This window comes from Pseudomonas fluorescens group sp., assembly GCF_020093335.1.
In the GTDB taxonomy this organism is placed as follows: domain Bacteria; phylum Pseudomonadota; class Gammaproteobacteria; order Pseudomonadales; family Pseudomonadaceae; genus Aquipseudomonas; species Aquipseudomonas petroselini.
Map to the genome: position 1 here is coordinate 1 of NZ_JAIOKW010000046.1, position 24,051 is coordinate 24,051.

Consider the following 24,051-nt stretch of genomic DNA (forward strand, 5'->3'; position numbering starts at 1 on the left):
CCTCAATCATCCCCCCCTGCTCCCGCTGATTCCCCGCCGCATCCAGCGCTGGGTCTTCAGCCAATACCAACCGCACCACCCCGTTAAAACGCTGAACAGGCCGATACGCCGTGCGCAAAGCCGCCGCATACGTCCGCCCCGGCCCATCCATCGCATCCACCGCCGCGCGCCCCGGCAACAACCCAACGCCGACCATCCCTGCGTGTAGCCGCTGGCGCTGCGTCACCTCATCACACCCGGCAAAGTCGACCCGATCAATCCCCAGCGATTTCCCGGCCGACAACTGCATCGCCTCAATCAAGCGCATCAACGCCGCCGTGGTGGTGTAAACCTTCGCGGCGCCCCCAGGCGACTCACTGTCGATCACCGTCAACGATGCCACCTCCCGCCCGGCCGCCTGCAACCGCAACGCCATCTCCAGCGCGACCCAGCCACCAAACGAGTGCCCGACCAAATGCACCGGTCCCTGCGGACACGCCTGTTCCAGCGCCGCCAAGTAACACCGCGCCGCCGCTTCCACCTGGCTATGGGGCACCGCCTCACCCTCCAATCCGCGCGGCTGCAAGCCGAACAGCGGCCAGTCGCGCCCCAGCGCTTCGCCCAGGCCCACAAACCCGGTGACGCTATCTCCGGCCCCCGGCACGCAGAACACCGGCGCATACCCCGCCCGGCCACTCTGAATTCGCAGCAACGGTTGATGCTGCGCCTGAACCACCGGCGCACTCGTCGCCAAGGCCTCGGTCAGCGCCTGCCCCAGCGCCTGGATATGCGGCGCCTGCATCATGCTCTGGTGATCTCCCGGCACCTCCACCTGGCGCAATTGCCCTGGCGCCAAGGCATCGACCCAACCCAGAGAATCACTGCGTCGTGACAACTCGGTCGGACGCTCACTCGCGCTGAACAGATGCACCGCAACCGGCAACGGGAACACGCTGTAGTGCGCCAGCGCATGCCCGTGCCCGACTTCCCGTTCGATAAAGCTCAAGAGGTCCGCGTCCGCAGCCGCCGCCATTTGCGCGTATAGCAGACCTTGATCGCGACAGCGTTGCAGCAGGCCCGCAAAGTCCAGCTGTCCAATCTGCGACTCCAATTGCCCAAGGCTCGCCAGTTCATCCACACCTCCCTGTGCTTTCCAATACGCCGTGCACTGCAACAACAAGTGCCGCTTAAGCGCGTCCGGCCCGCTCCAGCGCGCCTTGCCCTGGTCGGTCATGCGCGGCACGTAGCTGTCGATCAAACCGAGGAATGCCACCGGTTCATCCAGCCCCAATAGTTGCATTGCCACTTCATAGGCCAGCACCCCGCCGAACGACCAGCCGGCGACCCGGTAAGGCCCATGGGGTTGAATGCCGCGAATCAACCCGACCAGCCGCGCCGCCAGGCCTTCCATGGTGTTCAGGTGCGGCTCGCCCAGCGCTAAGCCCGGCAGCCCGTAAATCGGATAGTCACCGGGCAGATGCTGGCCCAGCGCCGGGAAATACACGTCCATGCCACTGAACTCATGGACCAGGAACAACGGCGCTTGCGTCCCGCTGCTGCGCACCGTGATCACCGAGGTGTCGCGCACCGGCGCATCCGTACGCTGGCGCAGCATCGCGGCCACCGAGGCCACGCTGGCGTGCTGGAACAGCTCGGCCAGCGACACCGCCAACCCCGCTTCGTCCATCAGGCTGACCAGCCGGATCGCCAGCAATGAATGCCCGCCCAACTCGAAGAAGCTGTCATGACGACCGACTTGCTCCACCTTCAACACCTCGGTCCACAGCGCCGCCAGGCTCTGCTCCAGTGCATCGGCTGGCGCCTCGAAATCGCGGCGGTTCAAGGCTTCCAGGGCAGGCACCGGCAAGGCTTTGCGGTCGACCTTGCCGTTGGCCGTCAACGGCAGGTGCGCCAGCGGCACAAAGGCCGACGGCAGCATGTATTCCGGCAGTTGGCCCTGCAGGTAGGCGCGCACGCTGTCGATGGCGACGGGTTCATCGGCCCAGGTGAAATACGCCACCAGGCGCTTGTCTCCCGGCGCGTCCTCGCGGGCCAGCACCACCACATCCTGAATACCCGCGAAGGTCGCCAGGCGCGCTTCGATCTCGCCCAATTCAATGCGGAAACCACGGATTTTCACTTGGTCGTCATTGCGCCCGATGCATTCCAGCAGGCCGCCCGCCGTCCAGCGGCCGAGGTCGCCGGTGCGGTACATCAAGGCGTCTGCGTCGAATGGGTCGCGCACAAACTTTTCAGCCGTCAGCGCCGGTCGATTCAAATACCCCTTGGCCACGCCATCCCCGCCGATGCAGATTTCACCCGTCACGCCCAATGGCACCGGCTGCAACTGCGCATCCAGCACATGGATCTGTGTATTGGAAATCGGTCGACCGATGGGCACGCTGTCGGCGTCCTCCGCAAGCGACCGGACTTCGTAGGCAGTGGCGTAAGTGGTGGTTTCGGTCGGTCCGTAGCAATGCACCAGGCGCAACGCCGGTGCACGCGCCAACAGGCTGCGGAATGCCGCCGGGTCGGCACGCTCGCCGCCGCACAGCAGGATGCGCAAGCCCGCCAGGGCCTGGGGAATCAGCTGCACGTACTGGTTGAACAGCGCCGTGGTGACAAACAGCACCGTCACGTCCGCCAAGGCCGCCCCAAAGACCGTCGGATCGAGCAAGGTGGCGTGGTCGATCACCTGCACCTGGCCGCCGTTGAGCAACGGCCCCCATACGTCCATGGTGCTGGCGTCGAACGCCGGGTTGGAGGCAAAGGCCACGCGGTCGCTGGCGTTGAAGTCGGCGTAGCCGTTGTTGAGCACCAGGCGCGTGATGCCGCGATGGGGCACCAATACGCCTTTGGGCGTGCCGGTAGAGCCAGAGGTGTACATGATGTACGCCACGCTGTCGGAGGACTGCGACAGGTCCGGGTTGTGGCTCGGTTGCGGATCGAGGACCAGGGTGTCCAGGTCCAGGCGCTGCGCCGGGTAGTCAACGGACGCGTCGCTGCGGGTCAGCAGCCAGGCCGCACCACTGTCCTGCAGCATGAAGCCCTGGCGCTCGGCGGGGGCGTTGATATCCAGCGGCACATACGCGGCAGCGCATTTGAGCACGGCCAACTGGCTGACCAGCAGGTCCAGCGAGCGCGGCAGCAGGATCGCCACATGATCGGCGGGACGCACCCCAAGGCCCATCAGATGATGAGCCAGGCGATTGGCGCGCGTGTTGAGTTCGCCGTAACTCATTGTCACGACGCCGTGTGACTGCTCGCCCTGCAGCGCCGCCAACGCAGCAGGACGGGCCTGGGCCTGGGCTTCGAACAGGCGTTGCACCGTGTGCTCGCGCGGAAAGGGCCGCGTGGTGGCATTGAAATCCAGCAGCTGCTGGCGTTCGGCGGCGGGCAGGATCGGCACGTGGCTGATGGCAGTCGTACCGCCCTGTTCCAACGCCTGCACCACCTGCTCCACGGCAACCTGCAGGTAATCGCACAAACGGCGGGCGCCCTGCCCCACGGCCTTGAGGGAGAACCCCTGACCCAGATCATCCACGCTCAACGACAGGCCGTAGTTGCTGTGCTCCTCGGCCTTGAGCAACTGGATACCCTGTAACGCCTCGGTTGCCGCTTGCGGCGCACTGTGGCGATAGTTGAACAGCGTATTGAACAGCGGCGTCGTTGCGGGCACGCCACTGCAGCGCTGGGCCAATGCCAACGGCGCCTGCTCATGGCTGAGCAAGTGGGTCAGGCGCGTGTGAGTGGCCCGCAAGGCGTCGCGCACCGAGTGCTGGCCCAGGTCGACCCGCAGCGGCAGGGTGTTGATAAATACGCCCATGGCGCGCTCGGCGCCTTCACCGCCTTGCAGGCGGCCGAGCATCACGGTGCCGAACACCACCTGCTCGCGGCCCGAGACCTTGCCCAGCACCTGGGCCCAGGCCAGGTGCATCAGGCTGGCGGCGCTCACCCCGGACTGGCGCGCCTGAGTACGCAGGCGTTGGCTCAACGCCGGGTCGAGGGCCCGTTGCACTTGCTCCGTGCGGCCTAGGCTGTCGACTTGTGTCGGTTCATCGATCTCGCCGAGCATCTCACGAAAGAACGCCTCGTGATCGTCAACGCCCACGCGGGTCTGGGCCACATAGTTGCGGTACGGCACAGCCGCGCCCAACGTGTGCTGCGTGCCCGACAGGAACGCCTGCAGTTCGTGTTGCAGGATCTCCAGGGCGACGTGGTCCATCACCAAGTGGTGAAACAGCAACGTGGCAGTGTCCTCGGTGCACACCAGGCGCATCAGCGGTGCCTGGGCCACATCGAGCCGTTCCGGCACCGGCCCGTTTTCGACGCACAGCGGGGCTTCGCGCCATACCACCTGCACCGGCTCTTCCAGGCCGTCCCAATGGAACGACGAACGCAGGATGTCGTGACGCTGGATCACCGCCTGCAAGGCCAGGGCAAACGCGTGCATCCGCTGCGGGCTGTCGAACGCAAACTGCGCCCGCAGCACATAGTCGTCGCCGGTCTGCACCGCGCGATGGTGATAGAGCATGCCGGCCTGCAACGGCGCCAGCGGGTAGATGTCCTGCACATTCGCCGCACCGCCAGGGATGCAGGCGACGATACGCTCGATGGCCGGCTGATCCAGCGGTATCAACGGCAACATGTCCGGGGTGATATAAGCGCAATCGGCCGCAATGCCATTGTCCGGCACCGCGACTTCACGACCACCGCCCAGTGCCGCCGCCAAGGCCGACAACGTGGGCTGACCGAACAACACCTTCACATCCGCCGACAACCCGAGGCGGCGCATGCGTCCCATCAGGCTGACCGCGAGCAGCGAGTGCCCGCCCAGCTCGAAGAAGTTGTCGTGACGGCCCACGCGCTCAACGTTGAGCAGTTCGGCCCAGAGGCTGGCCAAGGCAATTTCGGTATCGCCCTGGGGTGCTTCGTACTCACGCGCCACCACTGAATCCAGGCCCGGCGCGGGCAGGGCCTTGCGGTCGAGCTTGCCGTTGGGGCTCAGCGGCAAGGCGTCGAGATGCACGAAAATGGCCGGCACCATGAATTCCGGCAGATGGTTCAGCAGGTGAGCGCGCAACGCGTCGATGTCGCTGAAAGTACCTGTGTAGTAGGCAATCAGCCGATTGTCGCGGGCGATCACGGCGGCTTCGCTGACCGGTGGGTAGTCGGTGAGGCGTGCCTGGATCTCCCCCAATTCAATACGCAGGCCACGGATTTTCACCTGATCGTCATTGCGCCCCAGGTACTCCAGCGTGCCATCCGCCAAGTAGCGGCCGACGTCACCGGTGCGGTACAGGCGGCCATCGGTGAACGGGTCCTTGAGGAAACGCTCGGCGGTCAATTCAGCCCGGTTCAGGTAGCCGCGCGCCACTTGTACGCCGCCGATGAACAACTCGCCGACCACGCCCAATGGCACCGGCTGCAGGTGGGCATCCAACACGTACATACGGGTATTGGCGATCGGTTTGCCAATCGGTGTGTTGTCCGGCGTCACCGCACCGGCGCAGTTCCAGGCCGTCACATCGACGGCGGCTTCGGTCGGGCCATACAGGTTATGCAACTGGCTGCCTGGCAACTGCTGCTTGAAGCGCCGCACGAGGCTGCCGGGCAAGGCTTCGCCGCTGCACATCACGCGGACTAACCCTTCGGCCTGGCTCACATCGCCATGGGCCAGGAACACATCCAGCATCGACGGCACGAAGTGCAGCGTGGTGATCCGCTCAGCCGCAATCACCTCGCACAGATAGGCCGGGTCTCTGTGGCCGCCAGGGCGCGCCATCACCAGGCAGGCGCCGGTGAACAGCGGCCAGAAGAACTCCCACACCGACACATCGAAGCTGAACGGGGTTTTCTGCAGCACCCGGTCATGGGCTTGCAGGCCATAGGCGTCCTGCATCCACAGCAGGCGGTTGACCACGCCGGGGTGGTCGTTGATCACGCCCTTGGGCTGGCCGGTGGAGCCGGAGGTGTAGATCACGTAGGCACTGACGCCAGCCACTCGCAGGTTGTCGACGGGTTGGTGCTGCCAGGTCGGCTGGTCCAGGTCGACCACCGCCACGTCCCCCAGCAGTGCACGTGTCGCGCCTTGGGCCAGCACCGTGACAGGCGCGCTGTCTTCCAGCATGTAGGCGATACGCTCCAGCGGATACGCCGGGTCCAGCGGCACATAGGCGGCACCGGCCTTGAGGATCGCGTACAGGCCGATGACCATGTCCAGGCCACGTTCGACGCAGATCGCCACCCGTGAGTCCGGCTGTACGCCAAGCGCCAACAGGTGGTGAGCGAGCTGGTTGGCCCGCGCATTCAGCTCGGCATAGGTCAATACCCGATCACCGGCCTTGACCGCCACGGCATCCGGCGTACGCATCGCCTGCCCTTCGAACAGGCCATGCAAGGTCTGGTCAAGGTTGTACGCCACATCGGTGGCATTGAAGTCGAACAGCAGATGCTGACGCTCCCGCTCGTCCACCAGCGGCACCTGCTCCAGCACCGCCTGGTCGTTATCGACCATGGCCTGCAGCACCCGGGTGAAGTAACCGATATACCGCTGCACTGTCGACTCATCGAACAGCGCTACCGCGTATTCCAAGGCACCGATGATCGTGCCCTGCACTTCCCCCAGGTCCAGGGACAGGTCGAACTTGGCAAAGTGGCTGTTCTCGACGATACCTTCCAAAGCCAGGTCGCCCAGGGCCAGGGTCGGCGCGCTGCTGTCCTGCCAGGTCAGCAGGGTCTGGAACAGCGGGCTGTGGGCCAGGCTGCGCGGCGGGCGGGTAACTTCCACCACTTGCTCGAACGGCAGGTCCTGGTGGGCCTGCGCCGCCAGGGCCTGGGCCTTGACCCGCGCCAGCAGCGCCTCGGTGCTCGGCTCGCCGGAGGTGTCGATGCGCACCGCCAGGGTGTTGACGAACAGGCCGATCAGCCCTTCCACCTCGCTGCGCGTGCGATTGGCCACGGGTGAGCCGATCACCACATCCTGCTGCCCGGACAACCGCGCGAGCAACGAGGCCCAGGCGCTCATCAGGGTCATGTACAGCGTGGTGCCGTGACGTTGGCTCAACGCCTTGAGCCCGGCGGTGAGGCGTTCGTCCAGGCGCACGTCGACGCTGCTGCCGGCGTAGTCCTGCTCTGCCGGACGCGGGCGGTCGGTGGGCAACGTGAGCAAGGTCGGCGCACCCGCCAGCGTCTGCTGCCAATAGGTACTCTGGCGGTGCAGCACTTCACCGCTGAGCCACAGGCGCTGCCACACGGCGAAGTCGCCGTACTGGATCGGCAACGGCGGCAATGGGTCCGCCTGGCCGTGGCTGAACGCCTGGTACAGCGCCATCAGTTCACGGGTGAGCACGCCCATGGACCAGCCATCGGAGACGATGTGGTGCAGGGTCAGCAGCAACACATGGTGATCGTCAGCCATGACCACCAAACGCCCGCGCAGCAGCGGGCCGCGCTCCAGGTCGAAGGGTGCCGAGGCTTCGCCGTGGATCAACGCGTCCAGTGCCTGCTGGGGTTGCGGGTGGCGGCGCAGGTCCTGCACTTGCAGGGGCAGCACGTCTTCGGCGGGTACGATTAATACCTGGGCGTCATCGCCGTGCTGGGCAAAGCGGCTGCGCAGGGTTTCGTGGCGCGCGACGATGCGGGCCAGCGCGCGTTGCAGCGCCTCCACGTGCAACTGCCCACGCAGACGCAGGCCGATAGGAATGTTGTAGGCGGTGTTGGCGCCTTCCATCAGCGCCAGGAACCACAGGCGCTGCTGGGCGAAAGACAGCGGCGTGTCTTCGTCACGATTGGCCGGGAGGATATCCGGCAAGGCGCTGCGACCGGACTGGGCCAACACCTCGGCGACCGCCGCGAGTTCGGCATTGGCAAACAAGTCGCCGAGCAGCAACTCCACGCCCAGGCGCTGGCGGATCTGCGAGACCATGCGCATGGCCAGCAGGGAATGCCCGCCCAGCTCGAAGAAATGATCGCGACGCCCCACCCGCTCCACTTGCAGCACATCGGCCCAGATCTGCGCCAGCACGTTTTCGATTTCACCTTCGGGGGCCACGTACTCGCGGGTAAACACGGCGGCCATGTCCGGCGCCGGCAGGGCCTTGCGGTCGAGCTTGCCGTTGGCGGTCAGGGGCAACGCGTCCAGCTTCACGTAGGCGACCGGCACCATGTAGTCCGGCAAATGCGCCACCAGGTGGGCGCGGAGTTCGGCCACCACCAGCGGGTCGAGTTGGCGGTTTTCGGTGAAATACGCCACCAGCCGCTCTTCACGCACCAGCACCACGGCTTCCTGGATACCCGCCAACTGGTTGAGTTGGGCTTCGATTTCGCCCAGTTCGATGCGCATGCCACGGATCTTCACCTGGTCATCATTGCGGCCCAGGTACTCAAGATTGCCGTCCGGCAGCCAGCGCGCCAGGTCGCCGGTGCGGTACATGCGCCCGGCGTTGAACGGGTCGTGCAGGAAGCGTTCGGCGGTCAGCTCCGGGCGGTTCAGATAGCCGCGCGCCACGCCTTTACCGCCGACGTACAACTCCCCCGCCACACCCAGCGGCACCGGCCGTTGCTGCTCATCCAGCAGGTACACCGTGGCATTGGCGATGGGTTTGCCGATGTGCAACGGCTGGCCGGCCTCGACCTTGCCGGAGGTGGCGACCACCGTGGCTTCGGTGGGGCCATAGTTGTTGATCAGGTCAAAGCGCTGCGCCCGGCCGAACTGGCGCAGGCGATCACCGCCGATCAACAGGGTGCGCAGCGTCGGGTGCTCGATCTGCTGGCTGAAGGCGTACTCGGCCACCGGCGTGGGCAGGAAGCACACGTCCAAGGGCTGCGCGCACCACCAGGCCAGCAGCGCGTCGACATCCTCGGCGCCGTCATGGGCCGGTGGCAGGTGCAGGGTCGCGCCAACGCAGAGCGCCGGCCAGACTTCCCAGGCCATCGCGTCAAAGCCGAACCCGGCAACACTGGCAGTGTGGCGCCCGGCGCACAGGTCAAAGGCGTTGCAATGCCAGTCCACCAGATTGGCGACGGTGTGGTGCTCCACCATCACGCCCTTGGGCAGGCCGGTGGAGCCGGAGGTGTAAATCACATAAGCGAGGTTGGACGGCGTGACCGCCACCTTGGGGTTGCTCGCCGAATGGTGCTGCCAGGTGTAGCGATCGAGGTTGATCACCGGCACATCCAGGGCCGGCAGGCGTTCCAGCAAGGCCTGCTGGGTCAACACCGCCACCGGGGCGCTGTCGCTGAGCAGGTAGTTGAGGCGCTCGGCCGGGTGCGACGGGTCCACCGGCACATAGCAGGCGCCGGCCTTGAGAATCGCCAACAGGCCGGCCAGGGTGTCCAGGCCACGGCGGGCAACGATGGCAACGCGGTCGTCGGGCATGACCCCCAGCGCCAGCAAGTGATGGGCCAGCAGGTTGGCTTGCTGGTTGAGTTCGGCATACGTCTGCTGGCGGCCTTGATACACGGCGGCAATCGCATCAGGCGTCAGCGCGGCCTGGGCTTCGATGCGCCCGTGCAGCGTGGTGCCTTGGGGGAAATCCGTGTGGGTGGTGTTGAAGTGTTCCAACAACCACTGCTGCTCGGCGAACGGAAGCACTGACACTTGGTTGAGCGCAGTGCCTGGCGCCTGCTCCAGCGCGGTCAGCAGGTTCTCCAAGGCGGTTTGCACGTAGGCACACACGCGCTGCGGATCGACCAGGTTGCTGGCCAGCAGGCTCAGGGCAAAGTCATCGCCAAGGTCGTCGACACTCAGGGTCAAGGGGTAGTTGGTACGTTCCTCTGCGCTCAGCGCAGCGATCCCCTGCCAGGCCGAGATCGCTTCGTCACTGGCGGCCGAGGCACTGTGGCGATAATTGAGCAAGGCGCTGAACAACGGCGTCGGCGCCACCACGCCACTGCACCGCTGGGCCAGCGCCAACGGTGCGTGTTCATGCCGCAGCAACGTCGTCAGCCGCGCATGAGTCGCCTTGACCCCGGCGCGCACGTCCTCGCTGCCCACGTCCACGCGAAACGGCAAGGTGTTGATGAAGATACCCAGCGCCCGGTCTGTGTCATGACTGCCCTGCATGCGGCCCATCAACACCGTGCCGAACACCACCTGTTCCTTGCCGGCCAACACCCCCAGCACCTGCGCCCACCCCAAATGGAACAGGCTGGCTGCGCTGACCCCCAGTTGCCGTGCCTGTGCTCGCAGCCGTTGCGACAGCACCGCCGGCAGCGCCAGGTGTACCTCGGTAATGCCCCGCGCATCGCCCTGCACATCGCTCAAGCCAAACGGCAAGGTGGGTTCGCTGATGTCGCCGAGCATCTGGCGGAAGAAGTGTTCGTGTTCCTGCTCGCTGATCCCCAACCGCGCCTGAGCCACATAATTGCGAAACGGAACGGCCTGGCCCAACGCCGCGCCCTGCCCCAACAAGTAGGCCTGCAGCTCGTGGCACACCACTTCCAGGGCGCTGTGATCAAGGGCCATATGGTGGAACAGCAGGCTGGCAACGATACGTTGATTGGCCACGTCTTCGGCCCGCACCAGACGCAGCAGCGGCGCCTGGGACACGTCAAGGCGATAGTGGCGAGCATCGAACAGGGCGTGCAGTTGCGTGGCGATGTCGCCGTCGGCCGGGTCCAGCGCCAAGGCCTGCACCGGCAGGCGCGCGCGGCGCCACACCACTTGCGACGGTTGCTGCACACCCTCCCAGACCACCCCTGTGCGCAGGATGTCGTGACGGTCCATCACCGCTTGCAGCGCCTGGGCAAACGCCTCGAAACGTTCCAGGCTGTCGAAGGAAAATTGCGATTGCATCACGTACGGGTCGCCCCGCTCGGCACTGACGTGGTGGAACAGAATGCCTTCCTGCAACGGCGCCAGCGGGTAGATGTCCTGGATATTCGCCACGCCACCGTCGACGCTGGCGACGATACGGTCGATTTCGTCCTGGCTCAGTGTCGACAACGTCAACATCGCCGGCAGGATGCGTTCGGCGTCCGCCGGGATGCCATTGGCGGGCACGTCGACCACGCCCGCCTTCGTCGCCGAGTATTCACCGGCCTTGATCAGTTCGATCAACGCCGGTTTGTGCTCGCGCAAGGCGGCGAGGATTGCCGGGTCGCTCAAGGCTTGCTTGTTGCCCTGCACCGATAGCTGTTCGCCCTTGAGCGCCAGCTGGATGTCCTTGGTCTTTAGCGTCGCCAGCAGTTGGTTGATGCTCACAGGACGATCTCCATTCGTTCAGTCAATGCGGCGTAGCCAGCCAGGGTCGGCTGTTCGAACAACGCGCGCACGTCGGCTTCCATGCCTTCCTGGCGCAAGCGCCCGATCAGGCTGACGGCGAGCAGCGAGTGCCCACCCAGTTCAAAGAAATTGTCATGCCGCCCTACCCGCTCCACGTTGAGCAGTTCAGCCCAGAGCCGGGCCAGCAGGATTTCGGTGTCCCCTTCGGGGGCTTCGAACGCGCGTACCCGCCGTGCGTCCATGCCCGGTGCCGGCAGGGCCTTGCGGTCGAGTTTGCCGTTGGGGCTCAAGGGCAGCGCGTCGAGGTGCACGAACAGCGCGGGCACCATAAAGTCCGGCAGGTGCAGTAGCAGCTGGGCACGCAGGCTTTCGACGGGCGTGTGCTCGCCGGTGTAGTAGGCGACCAGGCGCTCGTCGCGGGCCACCACCACGGCGTCCTTGACCGATGCGTGTTCGCTCAAGCGCGCCTGGATTTCCCCCAGTTCGATACGCAGGCCACGGATTTTTACCTGGTCGTCGTTACGCCCCAGGTACTCGATATTGCCATCGGGCAGGTAACGGCCCACGTCCCCTGTGCGGTACAGGCGCCCGCCGGTGAACGGGTCCTTGAGGAAACGCTCGGCCGTCAGTTGCGCACGGTTCAAGTAACCCCGCGCCACCTGCACCCCGCCGATAAACAACTCGCCCACCACGCCCAATGGCACCGGTTGCAACTGTGCATCCAGTACGTACATGCGGGTATTGGCGATGGGTTTGCCAATCGGTGTGTTGTCCGGCACCTCGGGCCGCGCACAGTTCCAGGCGGTCACGTCCACCGCCGCTTCGGTGGGGCCATACAAGTTGTACAGGCCGATGCCCGGCAATTGCTGCTTGAAGCGCCGCACCAGGCTGCCCGGCAGGGCTTCGCCGCTGCACATCACACGGACTAACCCTTCGGCCTGGCTCACATCGCCATGGGCGAGGAATACGTCGAGCATCGACGGCACGAAGTGCAAGGTGGTGATCCGCTGCGCCTCGATCACTTCGCACAGATAGGCCGGGTCCTTGTGCCCGCCCGGACGCGCCATCACCAGGCGCGCACCGGTGAATAGTGGCCAGAAGAATTCCCACACCGACACGTCGAAACTGAACGGGGTTTTCTGCAGCACCGCATCCTCAGCGTTGAGCCCGTAGGCGTCCTGCATCCAGAGCAAGCGGTTGACCACCCCGGCGTGCTCGTTGATCACCCCCTTGGGCTCGCCGGTGGAGCCGGAGGTGTAGATCACGTAGGCGGCGTGGCGAGCGGTCAGGCCCGGGACCTGGGGGTTGGTCGCGGGCTGGTGCTGCCACGTGACGTGATCAAGCTCGATCACCGGCACGTCGCCCAGCAGCGCGTGGGTGGTTGCTTGCGCGAGGACCACCACCGGCGCGCTGTCCTGCAGCATGTAGGCGATGCGCTCCTGGGGGTAGGCCGGGTCCAGCGGCACGTAGGCGCCGCCGGCCTTGAGGATGGCGAACAGGCCGACCACCATGTCCAGGCCACGCTCGAGGCAGATCCCCACCCGTGTATCCGGCAGTACGCCGCGCTCACGCAGATGATGGGCCAGGCGATTGGCGCGTTCGTTGAGTGCCTGGTAGGTCAGCCGTTGCTCTGCGGCAATCACCGCCACCGCCTCCGGCGTGCGCTCGGCCTGGGCTTCGAACAGCCCCTGCAGGGTCTGATCGAGATCGTACGGCACCTCGGTTGAGTTGAATTCGACCAGCAGCTTATTGCGCTCTTCGGCGCCCAGGATCGGCAAACGATCGAGCGCGTGTTGCGGCGCGTGCTCCAACGCCTCGACCAGGCCCGACAGCGCGGTCTGCAGGTAATCGCACACGCGTTGCGCATCGACGCGTGCCAGGGCGGTGATGTCATAGCCATCGCCCAAATCGTCCACGTTCAAGGTCAACGGGTAGTTGGTACGTCCGTCGTTGACCAGGGTCTGCATGCCTTCCCAGGCCTGCTGCGCCTCTTGCGAGCGGGTGGCCGCGCCACGGTGACGGTAATTAAGCATTGAGCTGAACAGCGGGGCCGGGGCAGCGACCCCACTGCAACGCTGGGCGAGCGCCAGGGACGCGTGTTCATGGCCGAGCAAGGCGCTGAGCCGTTCGTGGGTCGCCCGTACGGCGGCACGTGCGCCTTGACCGTCGATGTCCAGGCGCAGCGGCAAGGTGTTGATAAATACCCCAAGGGCGCGGTCTGCGCCCTCGCCGCCTTGCAGGCGTCCGACTAATACGGTACCGAACACCACGCTGTGGCGGCCCGATGTCGCCGCCAGCACCTGGCCCCACGCCAAGTGAAACAGGCTCGCCGTGCTCACCCCCATCAGCCGGGCCTGGGCCCGCAAGCGGCGGTTGAGGTCGCTGTGCAGGCGCAGGCTGTGCTCCTCGATGGCGCTGCCGTCGCCGCGGACGTCCTGCCAGCCGAAGGGTAAGGTCGGCTCGTCGATATCGCCGAGCATTGCGCGGAAAAAGCCTTCGTGCTCCTGTTCGCTCACGCCCAACCGCGCCTGAGCCACGTAGTTGCGGTACGGCATCGGTGCAGCCGCTGGCACTTGCCGGCCGAGCAGGAAGCCCTGCATTTCCCGCAGCACGACGTCAAACGCGGTGTGGTCGAGGACGATGTGGTGGTACAGCAATACCGCGACCACCCGTTGATGGGCGGGATCCTGGGCATACATCAGGCGGATCAGCGGGGCCTGGCTGATGTCCAGGCGATAGCGTCGTGCATCGAAACGTTCGTGCAGGCCGGCCAGTACATCGCCTTGCAGGTGCAGCGCCTGCACCTGCAGTTCGGCGGTGCGCCACACCACTTGCAGCGGTTGCGCCAAGCCCTCCCAGACCACGCCGGTGCGCAGGATATCGTGACGATCGATCACCTGTTGCAACGCTTGGGTGAAGGCGTTGAGACGTTCGAGGCTGTCAAACGCCAGGTGCGTTTGCAGCAGGTACGGGTCGCCCTGCTCAGCGGTGATGTAATGGTAAAGAATGCCCTCTTGCAACGGCGCCAGCGGGTAGATGTCCTGCACATTGGCCGTGCCGCCGGGTACTTGCGCAACCACTTGGTCGATCGTTGCCTGGTCGAGCTCCACCAAGGTCAGCAGGTCCGGCGTAATGCGCCGGCAGTCGGCGGGAATGCGATTAACCGGCACCTGCACTTCGCGGCCACTGCCGACGGCGGCGGCCAGTGCGGCCAGGGTCGGCTGGCTGAACAGCACGCGCACATCGGCACTCAGGCCGACCTGGCGCATGCGTTCGATCAGGCTGACGGCCAGCAACGAATGGCCGCCCAGCTCGAAGAAGTGGTCATGGCGCCCGACCTGTTCGACGTGCAAGACCTCGGCCCAGATGCGCGCCAAGGTGGTTTCAACTTCGCCTTGGGGCGCTTCGTATACACGGGTCAGCAGCGCGGCGTGATCGGGTTCCGGCAGCGCCTTGCGGTCGAGCTTGCCGTTGGCGGTCAGCGGTAATGCGTGCAGCTTCACATAGGCGACCGGGACCAGGGCATCGGGCAATTGGGCTTGCAGCTGCGTGCGCAGGGTGTCGATGTCCAGCGGTTGCTGTGCGGTGAACCAGGCAATCAAGCGACCTTCGCGCACCAGTACCACCGCTTCGCCGACGCCGTCCAGGGCGGCCAGGCGGCTTTCGATTTCCCCCAGTTCCACTCGTACGCCGCGCAGTTTGACCTGGTCATCGTTACGCCCCAGGTACTCGATGTTGCCATCGGGCAGCCAGCGCGCCAGGTCGCCGGTACGGTACATGCGCCCGGCGTTGAACGGGTCTTGCAGGAAGCGCTCGGCAGTCAGGTCCGGCCGGTTCAGGTAACCCCGCGCCACACCGCTGCCGCCCACATACAGCTCGCCCGTCACCCCCACCGGCACCGGGCGCAATTGCGCGTCCAGCAAGTAGACGCTGGCATTGGCGATCGGCCGACCGATATGCAACACCTGCCCGGCGCGCACGCGGCCGGAGGTGGCAACCACGGTGGCCTCGGTGGGACCGTAGTTGTTGATCACCGCAAAGCGCCGCTCGTGAGTGAACTGACGCAGGCGATCGCCACCGATCAGCAGGATGCGCAACGTAGGGTGTTGCAGCTGCTGGCTGAAGGCGTATTCGGCCACCGGCGTCGGCAGGAAGCTGACGTCCAGCGGCTGCGCCAGCCACCAGGCCAGCAGCTCATCGATGTTTTCATTGCCGACGTTGGCCGGCGGCAGGTGCAAGGTGGCCCCCACGCACAGTGCCGGCCACACCTCCCAGGCCATCGCATCAAAACCGAACCCGGCGACGCTGCTGGTGTGGCCCGTGGCACCCAGGCCAAAGGCTTCGCAGTGCCAATTCACGAGGTTTTCCACGGTACGGTGTTCCACCATGACGCCCTTGGGCTGGCCGGTGGAACCGGAGGTGTAGATCACGTAGGCCAGGTGCGCCGGGGTCAGCGTGTCGAGTGGTGGGTTGGTGACGGCGAGGTGCTGCAAGCGTGGGTCATGCAGGTCTACGCTGGCGACCTCGCCCAATAACGCGCGAGTACTGGCTTCGGCCACCGCCACCACGGGTGCGCTGTCGTGCAGCAGGTAGGCGATGCGCTCGGCGGGATACGCCGGGTCGATGGGCACGTAACCGGCACCGGCCTTGAGGATGCCCAGCAAGCCCACCAGCATCTGCGGGCCGCGACGGCAGCAGAGCGCGACACGGTCGTCGGGCTGTACACCGAGTGCCAGCAAGTGATGGGCCAGTTGGTTGGCGCGCTGGTTGAGTTGTTCATAGGTCAACGCCTCACCGCCTTGCAGCACCGCGACGGCCTGGGGTTGGCGTTCGGCCTGGACCTCAAAGGCGCCGTGGACGGTCTGCCCCTGCGGGAAATCATGGACGGTAGCGTTGAAGTCGCGCAGCAGGGTTTCGCGTTCCGTCGCCGCCAGCATCGGCAGTTGGTTGAGCGCGGTCTGCGGTGCACTTTCCAAGGCGGCCACCAACTGCTCCACGGCGTTGTGCATGTAGGCGCACAGGCGCTGGGCGCCGATCTGCGGCAGCGCCAACACGGTCAGGCCGAAGCCCTCACCCAAGTCGTCCACGCTCAAGGTCAACGGGTAGTTGCTGCGCTCTTCACCGCCGAGCAATTGCACACCTTCCCAGATGCCATGGCCATCGCGGGCCATTTCGTCGGGGCTGCTGTGACGGTAGTTAAGCAACGCACTGAACAACGGCGATGCGTTCGCCACGCCGCTGCAACGCTGGGCCAGCGCCAGGGACGCGTGCTCATGGCCGAGCAAGGCGCTCAAGCGCCCATGAGTCGCCTTGACCGCAGCAGCGGCAGTCGCCGCCACGTCGACGCGCAGCGGCAGGGTGTTGATGAACATGCCCAGCGCGCGGTCCGCACCGTCACCGGCCTGCATGCGGCCCATCAACACGGTGCCGAACACCACGTCGTCACGCCCGGACACCAGCCCCAGCACCTGTGCCCAGGCCAGGTGCATCAGGCTCGCCGCGCTGACCCCCAACTGCCGCGCCTGCTCGCGCACCCGCCGAGCCAGCGTGGCGTCCACCGGCTGTTCGGCCTCTTCGATATCACGCCCATCGCCCTGCACGTCCTGCACACCAAACGGCAAGGTCGGTTCCTCCACGTCGGCGAGCATGTCGCGGAAGAACGCCTCGTGCTCCTCCACGCTGACGCCCAGGCGCGCCTGGGCCACGTAGTTGCGGAACGGCGCTGCCACGGGCAAGTCCTGGGCCTGGTTGAACATGAACGCACGCATCTCCTGGCCCACCACGGCCATGGCGGTGTGGTCCAGCGCCAAGTGGTGGAACAGCAGGATCGCGGCGACCCGGTTGTGCTGCGGATCCTGGGCATACACCATGCGCAGCAACGGCGCCTGGGTGATATCCAGACGGTAGTGGCGAGCGTCGAAGCGTGCGTGCAGCTGCTCGATGATGCCGCCGTCCGCCGGGTCCAGGGCAACCTCCTGAACCCTCAACTGCGCACCGCGCCACACCACTTGCACCGGGCTGTCCAGGCCTTCCCAGACCACGCCGGTACGCAGGATGTCGTGGCGAGCCACCACCTGTTGCAGCGCGCCCATGAACCCATGCAGACGCTCCAGGCTGTCGAACGCCATGCGCGATTGCAGCAGGTACGGATCGCCCTGCTCGGCGCTGATGTGGTGGTAAAGAATGCCTTCCTGCAACGGCGCCAGTGGGTAGATGTCCTGCACATTCGCCGCACCACCCGGCACGTTCGCGACAATACGCTCGATGGCCGCTGGGTCGAGCTGCACCAACGTCAGCATCGACGGGGTGATCTGCGTGCAACCCAGCGGAATACCATTGGCCGGCACCACGACTTCCCGGCCGCTGCCCACTGCAGCGGCCAGCGCCGCCAGGCTTGGCTGGTTGAACAAAACGCGTACGTCACAGCTCAGGCCGACCTGGCGCATGCGCTCGATCAGGCTGACCGCCAGCAACGAATGCCCGCCCAGTTCGAAGAAATGATCGTGACGCCCGACCCGCTCCAGCTTGAGCACGTCCTGCCAGATCTGCGCCAGTTGGGTTTCTACTTCGCCTTCCGGGGCTTCAAAACCGCGACTTAACAGCGCGCTCTGGTCCGGCACCGGCAGACCCTTGCGGTCGAGTTTGCCGTTGGCGGTGAGCGGCAACAGCTCCAGCCACACATACGCCGACGGCACCATGTAGTCCGGCAACTGGCCCTGCAAATGCGCACGCAGGGCTTCGATCTCCAGCGCTGCACCGGCCGTGTAGTAGGCGACCAGGCGTTTGTCGCCCGGTTCGTCTTCACGGGCCAGCACCACGGTGTCTTTCACGCCAGGGAAACTGGCCAGGCAGGTTTCGATCTCGCCGGGCTCGATACGGAAACCACGGATCTTCACCTGCAGGTCGTTGCGCCCCTGGTACAGCAAGGTGCCGTCGGCCTGCCAGCAAGCCAGGTCACCGGTGCGGTACAGCACGCCGTCGCCAAACGGGTTGGGGATGAATTTCTCGGCGGTCAGTTGCGGCTGGTTCAAATAGCCCGTGGCGACGCCCGCACCGCCGATGTACAGCTCGCCGACCACGCCCAGCGGCACCGGTTGCTGGCGCGCGTCCAGCACGTAGGCCTGGGCATTCGCGATCGGCTTACCGATGGGAATACCGCCCTCGCCGACCCGAGTGATTTCAAAGGTGGTGGAAAACGTGGTGGCTTCGGTGGGCCCGTAGCCGTTGAGCAGGTGCTGGGGTTTGCCGTGTTCGAGCACCCGGCCGATCACCTGCGGGTCGAGCACGTCACCGCCGACAATCAGGTAGCGCAACTGGTGGAAGACCGGCATCAGCGCATCGGCGTACTGGTGGAACAGCCCCGCGGTCATCCACAGCACGCTGACGGATTGCTCCTGCAACAGCGCAGCGAACGCGGCCTGGGACAACAGCACCGCATGCTCGACCACCACCACGCAACCGCCATTGAGCAACGGCGCCCACACATCCAGGGTGCTGGCGTCGAACGCCGGGTTGGAGGCGAACGCCACGCGGTCCCGCGCGTTGAACTCGGCATAGCCGTTATTGAGCACCAGTCGCGAGATGGCGCGGTGCGGCACTTGCACGCCTTTGGGCCTGACTCTTATACACAAGTAGCGTCCTGGACGGAACCTTTCCCGTTTTCCATCCAGGGGGATCTGATAACTTCGTATAATGTATGCTATACGAAGTTATCGTTAACGGGGGATCCTGTTCTGGAAAACCGGGCTGCTCAGGGCGATATTACTGCACACTAGTCTAACATGAAGAGGGATGGTGCTATGAAAATAACATTACTGGTTACGATCCGGTGATTGATTGAGCAAGCTTTATGCTTGTAAACCGTTTTGTGAAAAAATTTTTAAAATAAAAAAGGGGACCTCTAGGGTCCCCAATTAATTAGTAATATAATCTATTAAAGGTCATTCAAAAGGTCATCCACCGGATCAATTCCCCTGCTCGCGCAGGCTGGGTGCCAAGCTCTCGGGTAACATCAAGGCCCGATCCTTGGAGCCCTTGCCCTCCCGCACGATGATCGTGCCGTGATCGAAATCCAGATCCTTGACCCGCAGTTGCAAACCCTCACTGATCCGTCGACCAAAGCGGCCATCGTGCCTCCCCACTCCTGCAGTTCGGGGGCATGGATGCGCGGATAGCCGCTGCTGGTTTCCTGGGTGCCGACGGATTTGCACTGCCGGTAGAACTCCGCGAGGTCGTCCAGCCTCAGGCAGCAGCTGAACCAACTCGCGAGGGGATCGAGCCCTCGCGCGTTTCGGTGATGACGGTGAAAACCTCTGACACATGCAGCTCCCGGAGACGGTCACAGCTTGTCTGTAAGCGGATGCCGGGAGCAGACAAGCCCGTCAGGGCGCGTCAGCGGGTGTTGGCGGGTGTCGGGGCGCAGCCATGACCCAGTCACGTAGCGATAGCGGAGTGTATACTGGCTTAACTATGCGGCATCAGAGCAGATTGTACTGAGAGTGCACCATATGCGGTGTGAAATACCGCACAGATGCGTAAGTAGAAAATACCGCATCAGGCGCTCTTCCGCTTCCTCGCTCACTGACTCGCTGCGCTCGGTCGTTCGGCTGCGGCGAGCGGTATCAGCTCACTCAAAGGCGGTAATACGGTTATCCACAGAATCAGGGGATAACGCAGGAAAGAACATGTGAGCAAAAGGCCAGCAAAAGGCCAGGAACCGTAAAAAGGCCGCGTTGCTGGCGTTTTTCCATAGGCTCCGCCCCCCTGACGAGCATCACAAAAATCGACGCTCAAGTCAGAGGTGGCGAAACCCGACAGGACTATAAAGATACCAGGCGTTTCCCCCTGGAAGCTCCCTCGTGCGCTCTCCTGTTCCGACCCTGCCGCTTACCGGATACCTGTCCGCCTTTCTCCCTTCGGGAAGCGTGGCGCTTTCTCATAGCTCACGCTGTAGGTATCTCAGTTCGGTGTAGGTCGTTCGCTCCAAGCTGGGCTGTGTGCACGAACCCCCCGTTCAGCCCGACCGCTGCGCCTTATCCGGTAACTATCGTCTTGAGTCCAACCCGGTAAGACACGACTTATCGCCACTGGCAGCAGCCACTGGTAACAGGATTAGCAGAGCGAGGTATGTAGGCGGTGCTACAGAGTTCTTGAAGTGGTGGCCTAACTACGGCTACACTAGAAGGACAGTATTTGGTATCTGCGCTCTGCTGAAGCCAGTTACCTTCGGAAAAAGAGTTGGTAGCTCTTGATCCGGCAAACAAACCACCGCTGGTAGCGGTGGTTTTTTTGTTTGCAAGCAGCAGATTACGCGCAGAAAAAAAGGATCTCAAGAAGATCCTTTGATCTTTTCTACGGGGTCTGACGCTCAGTGGAACGAAAACTCACGTTAAGGGATTTTGGTCATGAGATTATCAAAAAGGATCTTCACCTAGATCCTTTTAAATTAAAAATGAAGTTTTAAATCAATCTAAAGTATATATGAGTAAACTTGGTCTGACAGTTACCAATGCTTAATCAGTGAGGCACCTATCTCAGCGATCTGTCTATTTCGTTCATCCATAGTTGCCTGACTCCCCGTCGTGTAGATAACTACGATACGGGAGGGCTTACCATCTGGCCCCAGTGCTGCAATGATACCGCGAGACCCACGCTCACCGGCTCCAGATTTATCAGCAATAAACCAGCCAGCCGGGGGTGGGCGAAGAACTCCAGCATGAGATCCCCGCGCTGGAGGATCATCCAGCCGGCGTCCCGGAAAACGATTCCGAAGCCCAACCTTTCATAGAAGGCGGCGGTGGAATCGAAATCTCGTGATGGCAGGTTGGGCGTCGCTTGGTCGGTCATTTCGAACCCCAGAGTCCCGCTCAGAAGAACTCGTCAAGAAGGCGATAGAAGGCGATGCGCTGCGAATCGGGAGCGGCGATACCGTAAAGCACGAGGAAGCGGTCAGCCCATTCGCCGCCAAGCTCTTCAGCAATATCACGGGTAGCCAACGCTATGTCCTGATAGCGGTCCGCCACACCCAGCCGGCCACAGTCGATGAATCCAGAAAAGCGGCCATTTTCCACCATGATATTCGGCAAGCAGGCATCGCCATGGGTCACGACGAGATCCTCGCCGTCGGGCATGCGCGCCTTGAGCCTGGCGAACAGTTCGGCTGGCGCGAGCCCCTGATGCTCTTCGTCCAGATCATCCTGATCGACAAGACCGGCTTCCATCCGAGTACGTGCTCGCTCGATGCGATGTTTCGCTTGGTGGTCGAATGGGCAGGTAGCCGGATCAAGCGTATGCAGCCGCCGCATTGCATCAGCCATGATGGATACTTTCTCGGCAGGAGCAAGGTGAGATGACAGGAGATCCTGCCCCGGCACTTCGCCCAATAGCAGCCAGTCCCTTCCCGCTTCAGTGACAACGTCGAGCACAGCTGCGCAAGGAACGCCCGTCGTGGCCAGCCACGATAGCCGCGCTGCCTCGTCCTGCAGTTCATTCAGGGCACCGGACAGGTCGGTCTTGACAAAAAGAACCGGGCGCCCCTGCGCTGACAGCCGGAACACGGCGGCATCAGAGCAGCCGATTGTCTGTTGTGCCCAGTCATAGCCGAATAGCCTCTCCACCCAAGCGGCCGGAGAACCTGCGTGCAATCCATCTTGTTCAATCATGCGAAACGATCCTCATCCTGTCTCTTGATCAGATCTTGATCCCCTGCGCCATCAGATCCTTGGCGGCAAGAAAGCCATCCAGTTTACTTTGCAGGGCTTCCCAACCTTACCAGAGGGCGCCCCAGCTGGCAATTCCGGTTCGCTTGCTGTCCATAAAACCGCCCAGTCTAGCTATCGCCATGTAAGCCCACTGCAAGCTACCTGCTTTCTCTTTGCGCTTGCGTTTTCCCTTGTCCAGATAGCCCAGTAGCTGACATTCATCCGGGGTCAGCACCGTTTCTGCGGACTGGCTTTCTACGTGTTCCGCTTCCTTTAGCAGCCCTTGCGCCCTGAGTGCTTGCGGCAGCGTGAAGCTCGCGCAGATCAGTTGGAAGAATTTGTCCACTACGTGAAAGGCGAGATCACCAAGGTAGTCGGCAAATAATGTCTAACAATTCGTTCAAGCCGACGCCGCTTCGCGGCGCGGCTTAACTCAAGCGTTAGATGCACTAAGCACATAATTGCTCACAGCCAAACTATCAGGTCAAGTCTGCTTTTATTATTTTTAAGCGTGCATAATAAGCCCTACACAAATTGGGAGATATATCATGAAAGGCTGGCTTTTTCTTGTTATCGCAATAGTTGGCGAAGTAATCGCAACATCCGCATTAAAATCTAGCGAGGGCTTTACTAAGCTGATCCGGTGGATGACCTTTTGAATGACCTTTAATAGATTATATTACTAATTAATTGGGGACCCTAGAGGTCCCCTTTTTTATTTTAAAAATTTTTTCACAAAACGGTTTACAAGCATAAAGCTTGCTCAATCAATCACCGGATCAGTTTTGATTTAAACGTGGCCAATATGGACAACTTCTTCGCCCCCGTTTTCACCATGGGCAAATATTATACGCAAGGCGACAAGGTGCTGATGCCGCTGGCGATTCAGGTTCATCATGCCGTTTGTGATGGCTTCCATGTCGGCAGAATGCTTAATGAATTACAACAGTACTGCGATGAGTGGCAGGGCGGGGCGTAATTTTTTTAAGGCAGTTATTGGTGCCCTTAAACGCCTGGTTGCTACGCCTGAATAAGTGATAATAAGCGGATGAATGGCAGAAATTCGAAAGCAAATTCGACCCGGTCGTCGGTTCAGGGCAGGGTCGTTAAATAGCCGCTTATGTCTATTGCTGGTTTACCGGTTTATTGACTACCGGAAGCAGTGTGACCGTGTGCTTCTCAAATGCCTGAGGCCAGTTTGCTCAGGCTACTAGTGAGGCCAGTTTGCTCAGGCTCTCCCCGTGGAGGTAATAATTGACGATATGATCCGTCGACCTGCAGGACAAACTGGCGCATAACGAGCGCTTCGTGGTGCGCTCCAAGCACCCACGCAAGGACGTAGAGTCTGGGTTGTATCTGTACGACCATCTGAAGAACCAACCGGAGTTGGGTGGCTATCAGATCAGCATTCCGCAAAAGGGCGTGGTGGATAAACGCGGTAAACGTAAAAATCGACCAGCCCGCAAGGCGAGCTTGAGCCTGCGCAGTGGGCGCATCACGCTAAAACAGGGGAATATCGCGCTCAACGCGGTGCTGGCCGAGGAGATTAACCCGCCCAAGGGTGAGACCCCGTTGAAATGGTTGTTGCTGACCAGCGAACCGGTCGAGTCGCTAGCCCAAGCCTTGCGCGTCATCGACATTTATACCCATCGCTGGCGGATCGAGGAGTTCCATAAGGCATGGAAAACCGGAGCAGGAGCCGAGAGGCAACGCATGGAGGAGCCGGATAATCTGGAGCGGATGGTCTCGATCCTCTCGTTTGTTGCGGTCAGGCTGTTACAGCTCAGAGAAAGCTTCACGCTGCCGCAAGCACTCAGGACGCAAGGGCTGCTAAAGGAAGCGGAACACGTAGAAAGCCAGTCCGCAGAAACGGTGCTGACCCCGGATGAATGTCAGCTACTGGGCTATCTGGACAAGGGAAAACGCAAGCGCAAAGAGAAAGCAGGTAGCTTGCAGTGGGCTTACATGGCGATAGCTAGACTGGGCGGTTTTATGGACAGCAAGCGAACCGGAATTGCCGGCTGGGGCGCCCTCTGGTAAGGTTGGGAAGCCCTGCAAAGTAAACTGGATGGCTTTCTTGCCGCCAAGGATCTGATGGCGCAGGGGATCCCCCGTTAACCATAACTTCGTATAATGTATGCTATA

Annotated in this window: 2 protein-coding genes and 7 pseudogenes; 3 read left to right on the forward strand and 6 right to left on the reverse strand. The window is 63.0% G+C overall.

What is annotated here, in order from left to right:
* The 6 genes and pseudogenes from K7431_RS27590 to K7431_RS27615 all read right to left on the reverse strand — a co-directional run.
* A partial coding sequence (locus K7431_RS27590) for a non-ribosomal peptide synthetase (RefSeq protein ID WP_224316756.1) occupies positions 1 to 11,185 on the reverse strand: 11,185 nt, incomplete at its 3' end.
* Positions 11,182 to 18,819, reverse strand: a pseudogene (locus K7431_RS27595) (amino acid adenylation domain-containing protein); the annotation flags it as partial. The pseudogene K7431_RS27595 and the gene K7431_RS27590, both read right to left, overlap by 4 nt.
* Positions 18,820 to 19,179: 360 nt before the next feature.
* Positions 19,180 to 19,323, reverse strand: a pseudogene (locus K7431_RS27600) (tyrosine-type recombinase/integrase); the annotation flags it as partial.
* A 1,385-nt stretch (positions 19,324 to 20,708) separates the two neighbouring features.
* Positions 20,709 to 20,900: pseudogene (locus K7431_RS27605) on the reverse strand (class A beta-lactamase LEN-27); the annotation flags it as partial.
* Positions 20,901 to 21,072: 172 nt separating this feature from the next.
* Positions 21,073 to 21,867 carry an aminoglycoside O-phosphotransferase APH(3')-IIa gene (locus tag K7431_RS27610; RefSeq protein ID WP_000572405.1) on the reverse strand — a complete coding sequence of 265 codons (795 nt, stop codon included), beginning with the start codon at positions 21,865 to 21,867 and terminating at the stop codon, positions 21,073 to 21,075.
* 28 nt (positions 21,868 to 21,895) lie between these two features.
* Positions 21,896 to 22,222 (reverse strand): annotated as a pseudogene (locus K7431_RS27615) (IS4 family transposase); the annotation flags it as partial.
* A gap of 232 nt (positions 22,223 to 22,454) precedes the next feature.
* Here K7431_RS27615 and K7431_RS27620 point away from each other — a divergent pair.
* The 3 pseudogenes from K7431_RS27620 to K7431_RS27630 all read left to right on the forward strand — a co-directional run.
* Positions 22,455 to 22,547 (forward strand): annotated as a pseudogene (locus K7431_RS27620) (SMR family transporter); the annotation flags it as partial.
* A 140-nt stretch (positions 22,548 to 22,687) separates the two neighbouring features.
* Positions 22,688 to 22,885 (forward strand): annotated as a pseudogene (locus K7431_RS27625) (CatA-like O-acetyltransferase); the annotation flags it as partial.
* Between the two features lie 296 nt (positions 22,886 to 23,181).
* Positions 23,182 to 24,024: pseudogene (locus tag K7431_RS27630) on the forward strand (IS4-like element IS50R family transposase); the annotation flags it as partial.
* Positions 24,025 to 24,051 lie beyond the last annotated feature (27 nt).